The sequence below is a fragment of the Cupriavidus sp. 96C5-1 genome (assembly GCF_057798855.1).
This window is the reverse complement of sequence record NZ_JBYOJU010000028.1, coordinates 34,722-48,202: the sequence shown is the minus strand read 5'-3', so window position 1 is coordinate 48,202 and position 13,481 is coordinate 34,722. Positions and strand designations below refer to the sequence as shown.

At 67.7% G+C, this 13,481-nt stretch carries 12 protein-coding genes; 8 read left to right on the top strand and 4 right to left on the bottom strand.

What is annotated here, in order from left to right; translation table 11 throughout:
- Positions 1 to 79: 79 nt before the first annotated feature.
- The 3 genes from AC3FOF_RS26625 to AC3FOF_RS26615 all read left to right on the top strand — a co-directional run bounded on the left by AC3FOF_RS26625 (position 80) and on the right by AC3FOF_RS26615 (position 3,423).
- The gene (locus AC3FOF_RS26625) at positions 80 to 1,426 is read left to right on the top strand and encodes an MFS transporter (protein ID WP_488728315.1); all 1,347 of its coding nucleotides are present in this window, start codon (positions 80 to 82) and stop codon (positions 1,424 to 1,426) included.
- 90 nt (positions 1,427 to 1,516) lie between these two features.
- Entirely contained in the window at positions 1,517 to 2,086 is a 570-nt protein-coding gene (locus AC3FOF_RS26620) for an RBBP9/YdeN family alpha/beta hydrolase (protein ID WP_276268188.1), read from the top strand.
- Positions 2,087 to 2,253: 167 nt separating this feature from the next.
- Positions 2,254 to 3,423, top strand: a complete 1,170-nt coding sequence (locus AC3FOF_RS26615) for a porin (protein WP_017224961.1) — start codon at positions 2,254 to 2,256, stop codon at positions 3,421 to 3,423.
- A 151-nt stretch (positions 3,424 to 3,574) separates the two neighbouring features.
- Here the strand turns inward: AC3FOF_RS26615 and AC3FOF_RS26610 are convergent, their stop codons facing one another.
- Positions 3,575 to 4,645, bottom strand: coding sequence for an AraC family transcriptional regulator (locus AC3FOF_RS26610; protein WP_488728314.1), 1,071 nt, complete (start codon positions 4,643 to 4,645; stop codon positions 3,575 to 3,577).
- 166 nt (positions 4,646 to 4,811) lie between these two features.
- On the opposite strand from AC3FOF_RS26610, the gene AC3FOF_RS26605 reads away from it, so the two are divergent.
- The 4 genes from AC3FOF_RS26605 (at position 4,812) to AC3FOF_RS26590 (ending at position 7,665) form a co-directional block, all read left to right on the top strand.
- A complete protein-coding gene (locus AC3FOF_RS26605) occupies positions 4,812 to 5,870 on the top strand; it encodes a beta-keto acid cleavage family enzyme (protein WP_488728313.1) in 1,059 nt (352 codons plus the stop codon).
- 87 nt (positions 5,871 to 5,957) lie between these two features.
- Positions 5,958 to 6,197, top strand: coding sequence for a DUF1289 domain-containing protein (locus AC3FOF_RS26600; protein WP_276268184.1), 240 nt, complete (start codon positions 5,958 to 5,960; stop codon positions 6,195 to 6,197).
- A 76-nt stretch (positions 6,198 to 6,273) separates the two neighbouring features.
- The gene (locus AC3FOF_RS26595; RefSeq protein ID WP_488728312.1) at positions 6,274 to 6,969 is read left to right on the top strand and encodes a DsbA family oxidoreductase; all 696 of its coding nucleotides are present in this window, start codon (positions 6,274 to 6,276) and stop codon (positions 6,967 to 6,969) included.
- 480 nt (positions 6,970 to 7,449) lie between these two features.
- Positions 7,450 to 7,665, top strand: a complete 216-nt coding sequence (locus AC3FOF_RS26590) for a hypothetical protein (protein WP_488728311.1) — start codon at positions 7,450 to 7,452, stop codon at positions 7,663 to 7,665.
- On the opposite strand, the gene AC3FOF_RS26585 is transcribed toward AC3FOF_RS26590, so the two are convergent.
- Positions 7,643 to 8,491, bottom strand: a complete 849-nt coding sequence (locus AC3FOF_RS26585) for a TauD/TfdA dioxygenase family protein (RefSeq protein ID WP_017225347.1) — start codon at positions 8,489 to 8,491, stop codon at positions 7,643 to 7,645. The genes AC3FOF_RS26590 and AC3FOF_RS26585 overlap by 23 nt on opposite strands.
- Positions 8,492 to 8,502: 11 nt before the next feature.
- A complete protein-coding gene (locus AC3FOF_RS26580) occupies positions 8,503 to 9,483 on the bottom strand; it encodes a quinone oxidoreductase family protein (protein WP_017225348.1) in 981 nt (326 codons plus the stop codon).
- A gap of 195 nt (positions 9,484 to 9,678) precedes the next feature.
- On the opposite strand from AC3FOF_RS26580, the gene AC3FOF_RS26575 reads away from it, so the two are divergent.
- Positions 9,679 to 10,683 carry an AraC family transcriptional regulator gene (locus AC3FOF_RS26575; protein ID WP_488728310.1) on the top strand — a complete coding sequence of 335 codons (1,005 nt, stop codon included), beginning with the start codon at positions 9,679 to 9,681 and terminating at the stop codon, positions 10,681 to 10,683.
- A 102-nt stretch (positions 10,684 to 10,785) separates the two neighbouring features.
- Here the strand turns inward: AC3FOF_RS26575 and AC3FOF_RS26570 are convergent, their stop codons facing one another.
- Positions 10,786 to 13,239 (bottom strand): DUF3772 domain-containing protein, encoded by a 2,454-nt coding sequence (locus tag AC3FOF_RS26570; RefSeq protein ID WP_488728309.1) that lies wholly within the window; start codon positions 13,237 to 13,239, stop codon positions 10,786 to 10,788.
- Positions 13,240 to 13,481 lie beyond the last annotated feature (242 nt).

The window sequence follows — 13,481 nt, the reverse complement described above, 5'->3', positions numbered from 1 at the left end:
CCGCCACGACCGGGGTGCGAAGCCGCAGTTCCGAGGTCCACGCCCGGAGCGCGGACGAGGTTTTCCGACAGGAGCTGACATGCTGGGACAACATACGAACCGCGCCGCCATGGCTGCCGGCGCCACACGCACAGAGGGCACTACAGGCAGCGCGGGCAGACGCTGGTATCCGTGGCTGGTCTTCGCGCTGAGCTTCAGCTTGCTGCTGTCGGACTACATGTCCCGCCAAGTGCTCAACGTCGTTTTTCCGCTGCTGAAGACCGAATGGGCCTTGAGCGATACGCAGCTCGGCGCGCTCGGCGGCGTGGTCGCGCTGATGGTCGGCGTGCTGACCTTTCCGTTGTCCATCCTGTGCGACCGCTGGGGCCGGGTTCGCAGCCTGGGCTGGATGGCGGCGATGTGGAGCCTCGCCACGCTGGGTTGCGCGCTCGCGACCAACTTCGGCGAGATGTTCCTGGCGCGGCTGTGCGTCGGCGTCGGTGAGGCGGCCTACGGCAGCGTGGGCATTGCCCTGGTGCTGTCGGTGTTCCCGCGCCACCTGCGCGCGAGCCTGAGCGCCGCCTTCATCGCCGGCGGGGCCTTCGGCTCGGTGCTGGGCATGGCGCTGGGCGGGCTGCTGTCTTCCCATTTTGGCTGGCGCTGGGCCTTCGCCGGCATGGCGCTATTCGGCCTGGCGGTGGTGGCCCTGTTCCGTGTGTGCATCACGGAGACCCGCGTGCAGGCCCAGCGGCGCGCGCTGGGCGAGGAAGAGGAGGTTGCCGCGGCGCCCGGCAGGATGACGCTGCGCCCCTTGCTGACCGCCCTGTTCTCGGCGCCATCCATCCTCTGCGCCTATGTCGGCAGCGCGCTGCAGTTGCTGGTGATGAGCGCCCTGCTCGCCTGGATCCCCAGCTTCCTGTCGCGCTACTACGGCATGGCGACGGACCGCGCCGGGGTCACCGCGGCGGGCCTGGTGGTGGCCGGCGGTGCCGGCATGATCGCCTGCGGCACGCTGACCGACCGGCTGGCCCGCCATGTGCCGGCGCGCAAGTGGCTGGTCTCGATCACCTACAGCGCGCTCTGCTGCGCGCTGCTGGCCGCGGCCTTCCGCCTGCCGCCGAGCACCGCGCAGCTCGTGCTGCTCGCCGCCGGCATGCTGCTGGTCGGCGGCACTGCGGGGCCCACCAGCGCAATGGTGGCCAATCTCACCGAGCCGCGCATCCATGGCACGGCCTTCGCCACGCTCACGCTGGCCAACAACCTGCTCGGCCTGGCGCCTGGCCCCTTCGTCACCGGCATGGTGTCCGACCACATCGGCCTGCTCGCCACGCTGCAACTGATCCCGCTGGCGGGGCTCGGCGCCACCGTAGTCTTCGCCATCGGCCGCCGGCACTACGCCGCCGACCTGCAGCAGCTGCAACGCCGGCGCGAGGCACGCGCCGCCTGAGCCAGCGCAGAGCCACACGCGCTGCGGACATCGAGGCGCATTACAGGCATCGCAACGACTTGCAAGCATCCCAGGCATCACAGGCATTCCATGAAATTCGATTCCGATATCACCTTCCTCCTGGTACCCGGCCTGCGCGACCATGTGCCGGACCACTGGCAGACGCTGCTGCAGGCGCAACTGCCGAACGCGCGTTCCGTGCCGCCGCTGGAGCACGACAAGCTGAGCTGCGCGGCCCGCGTGGCGGCGCTCGACGCCGCGCTGGCGGACATCGACGGGCCCGTGGTGCTGGTGGCCCACAGTGCGGGCGTGATGATCACCGTGCACTGGGCCGCGCAGAACCGGCGCCCGATCCGCGCCGCGCTGCTGGCCACGCCGCCGGACTTCGACCAGCCGCTGCCGCCCGGCTATCCCGACTGCGCCACGCTGGAAGCCAATGGTTGGCTGCCGGCGCCGCGCTTCGCCCTCCCCTTCCCCAGCCTGGTCGCGGCAAGCCGCAACGATCCGCTGGCCGCCTATGAGCGCATACGGGGCATGGCCTATGCCTGGGGCAGCCGCCTGGTCGACCTGGGCGAAGTGGGCCATCTCAATCCGGCGGCCGGCTACGGTCCCTGGCCCCGCGCGACGGAACTTCTGGCGCAGCTGCTGGCCGGCGACTGAGCCGGCCGGCGGCTCCGCCCCCGCCTCGCCGGGTTGCCCGCTGGCGCCCCCGGGGCGCAACAGGCCCCGGACCCATGCACGAAGCCGGCACGGAGATCACCGAGCACCGCGCAACGCCTCCGCCCCGATCCAGCAGCAAAGACTCAAGCAAGAACGAGGAGACACCGATGAAATTGAAGCAAGCCGCCCTGGCCTCTCTGCTCGCCTGCCCGGCGCTGGCCGGCGCGCAGTCCAGCGTCACGCTCTACGGCGTGGCCGATATGAATGTGGAATACGTCAACCACGTAGGCGCGATCCCGACCGCCGCCAACCAGTTCAACCCGGGGCCGGCGGCCAGCGCCTATCGCATGAACTCCGGCGGGCTGTCCGGCTCGCGCTGGGGCTTGCGCGGCACCGAGGATATTGGGAGCGGCCTGAAGGGTGTGTTCGCGCTGGAAAGCGGCTTCAACCTGGACACCGGCACGCTGCAGCAAAGCGGACGCCTGTTCGGCCGCCAGGCATACGTCGGCCTGCAGTCGGCCACGCTGGGCCAGGTCACGCTGGGCCGCCAGTACACCTCGATGTTCGAGGCCCTGGCCAACTTTTCGCCTACCGCCTATGCCACGCAGTATGAACCGATCGTGCTGCAGTCCGGTGCGAACTTCCGCGAGGACAACACCATCAAGTACACCGGCCAGTTCGGCCCGGTCACGGCACTGGCCCACTTCTCCTTCGGCACCGGCCTAGCCCTGCCGCAGACCGCCGGCGTGGCGATCCCGGTCGGCGGCAACGGCGAAGTTCCCGGCGCCTTCCGGCGCGATTCGGCCTACGGCGCCGCCGCCACCTATATAGCGGGACCGCTCGGCCTGGCGCTCGGCTACGACCAGTGGAACCCGACCATCGGCATTGGCATCGGCAGCGGCACGTTCAAGAAAGCGACGGTCGCTGCCAGCTACACCTTCGGGCCGGCCAAGGTCATGGGGGGCTACCGCTGGGGCCAGAACAAAAACGCGGCTGGCGCGGTGATCGGGCGCGACGACTTCTACTGGCTCGGCGCCAACTACCAGGTGACGCCGGCGCTGGGCCTCACGCTCGAGTACAACTACGACACCGTGAGGAATCTGTACGGCAGCACGCAGGTGGCCAACCCATGGCAGGTTGCCCTGGTCACCGACTACAACCTGTCCAAGCGCACGGATGTCTACCTGTCGGCGGCCTTCGCCAAGAACGCCGGACTGACTCTGGATTCGGTGGCGACCGCCTATGCCACCAGCTTCTCCCTGGGCAACAGCTATGCGCTGGCCAGCGGCCAGCGCTCAATGCTGGGCGTGGCTGTGGGTGTGCGCCACAAGTTCTGACGCGGTGGTGGCCGCACTGAGCGGCCGCCCCGCCGACACCCTGCTCGATTTGGGGCCACCGTATGACTACCCGCGACGGTGGCTTTTTTTTGAGTTGCCCGGGAACAACCTGCGCGGCCGCGCCCCCGCGCCTGCCGCTCCCTTGCGCGTCCTAGGCCTTCCCGGCAGGCCGGCGGGCGGCTGGCGCCGGTACGGCCCCCAAGGCCGGATCCGCAGCGTCGGCCGCGCTGGCGCGTCCGCGCCAGCGCGTCACGCTGCAGCCAAAGCGGTCGGCGAACCAGCGCGAGAACGCGCTCAGGGACGAAAAACCCAGCAGGGTCGCCACTTCGGAGAGCTGGCGCTCGCGGTTCTCGATGTAGCGCAGCGCCAGGCTGGCGCGCGCTTCCCCGACGATGCCCAAGTAGGTCGTGCCCTCCTGGTCGAGGTGCCGGTGAATGGTGCGCCGGTCCACGCCGAGGTGCTGCGCAACGCGCTCGACCGAGCACAGGCCGGAGGGCAGCAGCACGTAGACCAGCTTCTTCACCTTGTCCTGCATCGTGATGTTGGACTGTGCCAGCAGCGTGGCGAGATATTGGTGCACCTGCTGTGCCATGACCGGGTCGTAGGATGGCAGCGGCGCTTCGAGATCGGCAGCCTTGCAGACGATGCCGTCGAAGTCCTGGTTGAACAGCGCCGGCATGCCGAACACGCGCAGCCAGGTGGCAGTGCTGGCCGGGGTGGGGTACGAGAAGCTGATACTGCGCGGGCGCCAGGACGGGCCGAGGAACACGCTCAGGATGCGGAACATCACGCCGACCGCCAGGTCGGTCGCCTGGCGCAGCATGATGGCCTCGTCGCTCAGCAACTGCAGCCGGATCATCACCAGCTCGCCATCGCGCTCGACCCGCATCGACAACGACTCGTTCTGCAGGTCCATGTAGCGCACCATCGACTCCAGCGCCCGCAGCAGCGTGGGCTGCTCCTGCACCGCGAAGGCCAGCGGGCCGAGGTTGGAGAGTTGCCGCTGCTCCGCCATGCGCAGGCCGAAATCGTCGGCGCGCGCCGCCTTCGCCGAGGCGTCGAGCAGCCTGCCCACATGGGCCGCCGGAATGCGGATGTCCGGGTCCAGCAGCACGTTGCGGCTGATCTTGGCCGCCCGCAGCTGCTGGTAGGGATCGAGCCCCAAGGCATGCGCGACGTCGACGTAGTTGGTGAGGCTGGCGCTGCGTAGATAGTAGGACATCGTGTTTTCCCTGACTGTCCCTAAATGTAAATTGATCGTCCCGGATCGTCAAATCCATCGGCACCGTTGCACGATACTTCCGACATCCGGAAGCGATCAACCCGAACGGCTCCCGCCCCGCGCGCAACGCGCTGGCGATGCCAGAACATTGAACAGGAGAGACAACATGCAATTCCTCGATGATTCCCTGCACCCCGAGAACCAGGACAAGGTGGTCATCACCGTGGCCCCCTACGGCCCGGAGTGGATGCCGCAGGACTTCCCCGAGGACATCCCCGTGACCATGGAGGAGCAGGTGCAGAAGGCGGTGGACTGCTACAACGCCGGCGCCACGGTGCTGCATCTGCACGTGCGTGAACTCGACGGCAAGGGCTCCAAGCGCCTGTCCAAGTTCAATGAGCTGATCGCCGGCGTGCGCGCGGCGGTACCCGGCATGATCATCCAGGTGGGCGGCTCGATCTCCTTCGCGCCGGAGGACGAGGGCGAGGCAGCCAAGTGGCTGTCGGACGATACCCGTCACATGCTGGCGGACCTGCAGCCCAGGCCGGACCAGGTGACGGTGGCGATCAACACCACCCAGATGAACATCATGGAGCTGCTCTACCCCGAGTACCTGAAGGGGACATCGCTCGAGAACCCCGCCTACCAGGCCGCCTACAGCGAGATGACCGTGCCCGCAGGCCCGGCCTGGGTCGAGGAGCACCTGCGCCGCCTGCAAGCCTCGGGCATCCAGCCGCACTTCCAGCTCACCGGCATCCACGCGCTCGAAACGCTCGAGCGCCTGGTACGCAAGGGCGTCTACAAGGGTCCGCTGAACCTCACCTGGATCGGCATCGGCGGCGGCTTCGACGGCCCCAACCCGTTCAATTTCGTCAACTTCGTGCACCGCGCGCCCGACGGCTGCACGCTGACGGCGGAATCGCTGCTGAAGAACGTGCTGCCATTCAACATGATGGCGATGGCCATGGGCCTGCACCCGCGCTGCGGCATCGAGGACACCATCATCGACCAGCACGGCCAGCGCATGACCTCGGTGCAGCAGATCGAGCAGTGCGTGCGGGTGGCACGCGAGCTGGGCCGCGACATCGCCTCGGGCCAGGAGGCCCGCCGGATCTACCGCATCGACACCTGGTATGACAGCGCGGAGGAAACGCTGGCGGCCAACGGCATGGCCCCCAATCGCAAGGCCGGGCAGCGCAACCTGCCGCTGCGCAACGCCGCCTGAACCGCTTGCCGGGCCCGGCTGCGCAACTTTCCGGGCAGCCGGGCCGATTGGGCAAGCTTGCCGCGCCCTGCGCGCAGGATGACACCGATGAGCCGTACCGATTCCGATCCAGCCGAAGCCGCTGCCGGCAACCCCTGCATCAATATCTGCCGCATGGACCTGGCAGGCAAGTACTGCCAGGGCTGTGGCAGGACCGCGCTGGAGATCGGCCGCTGGGACCGGATGACCGCGCAGGAACGCAGCGCCGTGCTGGCCGAGGTCGCGCGCCGACGACCGGCGCTGCACCGGCCGGCGGCCGCGGCCGCCCCGGAGCGGCCGCAGGGCTGAACCGCCCTCGCCTCGTCCTCCCCTTTCACACCGCCGCTGCCCGCAGGCCGGTGGCGGCATTCCGCTTGCAGCTCTCATGACCCCTCAGCCTTCCCTGACGGTCGACGTGTACTTCGACCTGATTTGTCCCTGGTGCCTGATCGGCAAGCGCCATCTCGATGCGGCGCTGACCCGCTGGGCGCAGGAACAGCCGGACGTGCCCGTGCGCCTCGCCTGGCACGCCCATCCCCTGATGCCCGCCGTTCCCGCGGCGGGCATCGACTACCGCGCGTTCTACCTGGCCCGCCTCGGCAGCCCCAAGGCCATGGCGGCGCGTCAGGCCCAGGTGCGGGAGGCGGCCCGCGAAGCCGGCCTCGAGCTGGCGCTGGAGCGCATCGAAGTCCTGCCCAACACGCTGCTGGCGCACCGGCTGATCCAGTACGCCGCGCAAGCGCATGGTGCGCCAGCGGCCGCGGCGCTCATCGACGGACTGTTCACGCGCTATTTCGTCGAGGCGCAGGACATCGGCGATCCCGCCGTGCTGCGCGACGCCATCCTGGCCTGCGGCATCGTCCCCCCCGGACCGTCGCATGCGCCCGTGCAAGGCAGCGAGCCGTGGCTGCCGTGGTTGAGCGTGCCGCCGCCGCCGCTGCGTGCCGGCCAAGGCGTGCCCCAGTTCGTCTTCGCCGGCAGGCACTGCATCACCGGCGCGCGCACGGCCCCGGTGCTGTTCGGCGCCATGCAGCAGGCACTGGCGACGACGCCACGCGTCGCCGTCTCCACCTGCGCCTGAGCGGCAGTACCGGCACGGGGTCCCGCATTCCCCGTCGGCCGGATCTCCCCCGGGAAGCGCACCGGCACGCATACCGCTCCGCGCGCGGACCAGCGCAACGACCAGCGCCACAACACAGGCACAAACAAACCACCATGACGATGGCTGTCTCGCTCTCTCCCCCAACCCCTTGTATTTTTAATCTGTTCTGGAGGCTTCAGATCGATTTACCAAAGCCCTGGGCGCAAGCCCAAGTTCGTGGGAGAGCGAGGATCGGGGCTTCCATTTTTAACAGCGTTCAGGCTGTTTTATGGGAATGATTTAGGTTTTCAGTGCATAAAGGCGGAGTGATATCGGGCTCAAGAGCCTGAAAACACTCTGCCTTTAATCCCTGCAAATCTAAATCAGATAACTAAAAAAACACTGAGATAGCAAAGACAACCACATCGCTTAATTTTTAAAAAGATATTAAACAAAAGCGGTTGGATGGAAAGACGCCGAATGGATATCAAGGTTGAAGGAATCGACATTGGCAAGAACACGCTGGATCTGAACGCTTTTCCTGACCGCGCAAGCCGCCGGTTCACCAATGTCGAGCCAGGAATCGCCACGCTGTTGGCGTACATGGCTGGGCATAACGCTCAAGGTCAGATCGATCGCCAGCGCCGGTTGCCGTGTCATGGCAATACACCGCTCAGAACGGCTTGCCGCCGATGATGCCCGCCCGTTCCATCTTGCGGTGGCATGGCGGATAGTCCATCACCGCGTAGTGCTGGGTCGCGCTGTTGTCCCAGATCGCCACGCTGTCGGGTTCCCAGCGCCAGCGCACCTGGTATTCCGGGATATAGGCCTGGCTGATCAGGTAGCGCAGCAGGTCGGCGGCGCCCGGATTGGCGTCCTGGCCGAAGCGCACCCGCGCGGGCGTGTGGTAGTTGGTGAAGTGGGTGGTGAAGCCGTTGACGTACAGGATCTTCTCGCCGGTCTGCGGGTGCGTGCGCACCACCGGATGCTCGGCGTCGGGATACTGCGCCTTCAGCGCCAGCCGCTTCTCGATCGGCATCGCCGCGCCAAAGCTGGCCTCGATGCCGTGGCGTGCGCGCAGGTCGGCGATCTGCGCCTTGACGTGCACGGGCAGGTTCTCGTAGGCCAGCACCATATTGGCCCACATGGTATCGCCGCCCACCGGCGGGCACTCCACACAGCGCAGCACCGCGCCGAACTGCGGCGCCTCGCGCCAGGTGGTGTCGGAGTGCCAGGCGTTCTCGTAGCGGTCGTTGGGCTGGTCTGGCGTCTTGTAGATGCGTACCAGGCCGGGGTGCTCCGGATCGCTGCCGGCGACCGGATGGTCCTCCAGCTCGCCGAAACGGCGCGCGAAGGCCACATGCCCGGCACGGCTGAGTTCCTGCTTGCGCAGGAACAGGACGCGGTGGCGTAGCAGCAGTGCGCGGATCTCGGCGAACAAGCCGTCGTCGCGGACCGCGTCGGCGAGCTGGACACCGCTCAGTTCGGCGCCGAGCGCACAAGTGAGTTGGCGGACTTGCATGGCGAGCCTCCTCAGATGACGAAGATCGAGGAACCCGTGGTCTTGCGCGCCTCCAGGTCCCTGTGCGCCTGCACGGCGTCTTCCAGCGCGTAGTGCTGGTGGATCTCGATGCGGATGCGGCCCGCGCCGACGTGGTCGAACAGCTCGCCCGCCAGCGCTGCCTTCTCGGCCGGATCGGCGACGTAGTCGGCCAGCGCGGGGCGGGTCAGGAACAGCGAGCCCTTCATGGCGAGCAGCACGGGATCGAAGGGCGGGATCGGGCCCGAGGCGGTGCCGACGCAGACCATGGTGCCGCGCCGCTTGAGCGAGTCCAGCGAGGCCATGAACGTGTTCTTTCCCACGCTGTCGAACACCACCGACACGCCCACGCCGCCGGTCAGCTCGCGCACGCGCTTGGCCACGTCTTCGTGGCTGTAGTTGATCACATGGTCGCAGCCATGGGCGCGCGCCACCTCGGCCTTGGCCTCGGTCGACACCGTACCGATCACGGTCAGGCCGAGCAGCTTGGCCCACTGCGAGACGATGAGGCCGACGCCGCCGGCGGCGGCATGCAGCAGGATGGTGTCGCCCGCCTGGAAGGCGTGGATGCGGCGCAGCAGGTAGGCCGAGGTCAGGCCGCGCATGGTCATCGCGGCGGCCGTCTCGAAGCCGATGCTCTCGGGCAGGCGGATCAGCGGTGCCGCCGGCACCAGACGCTCGGTGCTGTAGGCGCCCAGCGTGTTGAGAAAGCCGGTATAGGTGACGCGGTCGGCGACCGCCACATTGGTCACCCCCGGTCCCACCGCCAGCACGATGCCGGACGCTTCCACGCCCATGCCGCCAGGCAGCGGCACCGGATAGATGCCGGTACGGAAATAGGTATCGGCGTAGTTCAGGCCGACCGCCACGTGGCGGATGCGCACCTCGCCCGGGCCGGGTTGGCCCACCTCCACTTCCTCGCAGCGCAGCACTTCCGGGCCGCCCGTTTCATACATCCGGATAACCTTGGCCATCTGTCGTCTCCTTTTTTCGTCGCGGCGCAGACGTGCGCCGTGCATGACCCACACTGTAGGAGGCCGCACGGCGGCACGCTTTGCAATCCGCACCAGCGACTTTGCATTTCATGCCACTCGCGTCTATGATCTCGCTGCGAGCACGCCGCGACACACGACGGCGCGCCAATACAACGATCAGGAGACAAGACTGGCGTGGAGACGCAGATACGTGCCGCGGCACTGGCCCATTTCTTCGAGGTCGCGCAAAGCCTTGGCCTCAACCCGCAGCCGCTGCTGCGCCAGGCCAGCCTGAGCCGCGCCATGCTGCAGGACCCGGACCAGCGCGTGCCGGCCAGCGCCGTGGTGGCGCTGCTGGAGGCTGCGGCGCAGGCCAGCGGCTGCCCCACCTTCGGCCTGCGCATGGCCGAGTCCCGCCAGCTTTCCGACTTCGGCGCGATGAGCCTGCTGATCAGCCAGCAGCCCACGCTGCGCGCGGCGCTGGCCACCTTGATCCGCTACCGCTACCTGGTCAACGATTCGATCGCCCTGCTGCTGGAGGACGTCGGCAAGGCGGTCGTGATCCGCCAGGAACTGGTGTCGGCGGCGGGCTCGCGCCAGGCCACCGAACTCGCCATCGGCGTGCTGGCGCGCATGGGCAGCGCGCTGCTGGGCGCGCGCTGGCAGCCGGTCAGCGTCAATTTCACGCACGCGGCGCCGGCGGACCTGCGCGTGCACCGCAGGCTGTTCGCCTGCCCGCTGGCGTTCAACAGCGAATTCAATGGCATCGTCTGCCTGGCCGCCGACCTGGACGCGCCCAACCCTGGTGCCGACCCGGCCATGGCCCGCTACGCGCAGCGCTTCGTCGATGCGCTGCCCCACCCCGGTGGCGGCGCGATCGGCCACGAGGTACGCAGCGCCATCTATCTTCTGCTGCCGATGGGCCGGGCCACCAGCGCCTCGGTGGCCCAGGGGCTGGGCTTGAGCCTGCGCACGATGCAGCGCCAGCTCGACGAAGCGGGCGAGACCTTCAGCGGCATCCTCAACGAGGTGCGGCGCGAGCTGGCCCAGCGCTACGTGGAGAACCCGCAGTACTCCCTGACACGCGTATCCGGGCTGCTCGGCTACGCTTCGCCGGCCGCCTTCTCGCGCTGGTTCTCCGCCCAGTTCGGTATGGCACCGGTGGCACGGCGGCAGGACAGTGGCCGTCGGGCCGGCTGAGCGGTGCCGCCCGCAGTCGAGTCGCTCCCTGCCGGTGCATGAATGGTTCCCGCTGCAATCAGGCAGGTGTACGCCATTTCCGGACCTTGAAGTCCGGCATGTTCAGCCAACCGCCGGTGTCAGCGGCGCCGTGCCCAGCGCGGGCATGCTCTCGACCCGCAGCGTTTGCGGTACCGACAGCGAGATCTCCGCCGCGCGCAGTCGCTTCAGGATTTCAAACAATAGCTCGCTCTTGGTCGTGGTGGCGATGCGCGGGCTGCCCACATAGCCTGTCACGCTCAGCGTGATGCCGTTCGGCGCGAGCTGGCTGAAGGTGACCGACGGCGCGGGTATGTCAAGAATCGCCTCGTTCTCGCGATAGGCATCGAGCAGCAGGTCACGCACCTGCTCGGGATCGGTGTTCAGCGGAAAGGTCAGCAGCAGTGTCGCTACGCCCTGGGTGCTGTTGCTCATCGTCACGTTGCGCAGGTTTTGCGAGATGAGCTGCGAGTTCGGCACGATCACGGTGGAGCGGTCGCCCAGCTGGATCTCCGTCGCGCGCACATTGATGCGGCGGATATCGCCTTCCACGCCGCCGATGCTGACCATGTCGCCGACCTTGACCGGCCGCTCGGTCAGGAGGATCAGCCCTGACACGAAGTTCTTCACGATCTCCTGCAGGCCGAAGCCGATGCCCACCGATAGCGCGCTGACGATCCATGCCAGGTTTTCCCATCTGACGCCCAGCAGCGACAGGGTCAGCAGAACCAGCAGCACATAGCCGACATTGCTGAAGAGCGTGATCAGCGAGACGCGCAGGCCGGGCTCCATGCAGACCTTGGGCAGCAGTTCGGCGTCGAGCCAGCGCCGCACCGAACGCAGCAGCCAGATGCCGACCGTCAGCGCGATCACCGCATTCATGATGCGTTCGGGCATGATGTTGAGGCTGCGCAGCTTGTCGCCGCCAAGCACCCTCAACAAGCTGTTCAGCAGGTCAACCGGCGTGGTGCCGAAGCCGCCGGTCAGCAGGGCAATCACGGCCACCAGGAGCAACAGGCTCGCGCCCATCCCCGACAGCACCGTGGCGGCCTGCTCCAGGTGGCTGTCGCCAACGCCGAACAGCTGTTTGATCACGCGGCCACTGGCGTGATGCGCCGAGAACAGGCTTTCGCATACGTCGCGGGTCAGCTGCGTCAGCAGGTACAGGCTGCATAGCACGATGTCGAACCAGACCAGCTCGTAGGTCAGGAAGCGCGCAAAGCTGATGTAGCCAACCAGCAAGGCACCGAGCGATGCGATGATCGTGATCGTCACGCCGGCGTGGATCATGCCGGCCAGCGTGGCACGTGCTTCGGGCCGCTCGCCGGCTGCCGCCAGCACGGTGCGCACGCGGTTGGCGCGCAGCAGCGCCGCACCGATGGTCAGGACCACCACCAGCGAGACCAGGCCCCGGCCCAGCAGCGTGACCTGCACGCTGGTGTCGGCAATCCGGTTCAGTTGTTCCAGCGTGCCGGCCAATAGCAGCAGGCCGGCCAGCACGGTCGGGAATGGCTTCATCGCCAGCGCCACCGGATCTGCCAACGCGGGCAGGCGCCATGACGGGTGGCGGGTGCACAGCAGCGCTCGGCCCAGGCCCGCGATCAGCGCGCTGGTCAACATCAGCTTTGCCAGTTCGCCGAGCAGATCCTGCAGTTCGGGTGGCAGATCGTAGCGGCGGGTGAACGCGGTGTAGGCAATCTGGACCGCCAAGGCCGTTGTCGCCACCGTGCTCAGCGCCGTCGCCAGCGCCAAGGCGCTGCGCCGCAGCCTGGTCTCCGGCAGCCGCGTCAGGCAGACCCACGCCAAGGCTCGCTCGATCAGCCGCCGGCCGAGTGACCAGACAGCGAGTGCGAGCACGAGGAGCAAAGCGGTGGTGCCCCGCTGCCCGGGCTGCCACGCCAATTGCAGCATCGGCACGACCTGGTCCTTGAATGCGCCCAGCCGCTCCTGGTCCTCCGCTGGCGGCTTGAACAACGGCGCCCAGAACTGCGGGCTCAGGATGCTTTCCGAGCGCAAGGCAAGCTGGTTCTTCATCCGGCTGCGCTGCAGCCTGGCGAGCTGGACCTTCAGGTTGGCGATATTCTCCTTGCCCTCCGCCGTCTGCTTCAGCTCGACGTCCAGTTGCGCCCTGCGTGCATTGAGGTCAGCCCGTTGCTGGGCTACGGCGGGCGCCTCCGGCGTCGTGCCGGCTGCAGGCGGCGGACCGAGCACATCAAGCTGCGCCTGCAATTGCGCGCGCTGGGGCGTCAACGCCGCAGCCAGCTTGTCGACGTCGGTCGCCAGTTGCTGGATGGTGTCGTCGAGCCCGTCTAGCTTTGTGCTGCTGGTGGCACCCGATGCCAGTTGCTTGATGCGATCCTGCTCGGTCTGCAATCGCTTCAGCTCAGCGACCGCCTCGGCGTGCGTCAAGGCTGCCGGCTGCAGCGCGGCTGCATCGGACGCCGCGTCGGCGGCAATGGCGGCCGGCAATGCCGCCGGCGTCAGGAAGGACAAGGCAACCAGCACAAGGCTCAGCGCGAGCCTGGAAAGTCTGCTCATAGCGGAAACACGTGATGGATGGTCCGGCTGGGCCGGCGATCAAGCAGTGGCTTGCCGTCTGCCACTGCGCCGCCGGGCGGCGGAGCGCGGGAAACGACAATCGAGGTGCTGGACGGCCGGGTGCCGGAGAAGAACACAAGGAAGGGATTGCCGCGTGATTAGCGATCCACTTCCGCGAGGGTTGGTCAGCGGCGCGGGCGGTGTTACCGCCGTCAAGGCCTGCACCGGGCCTGGTTGGCGCG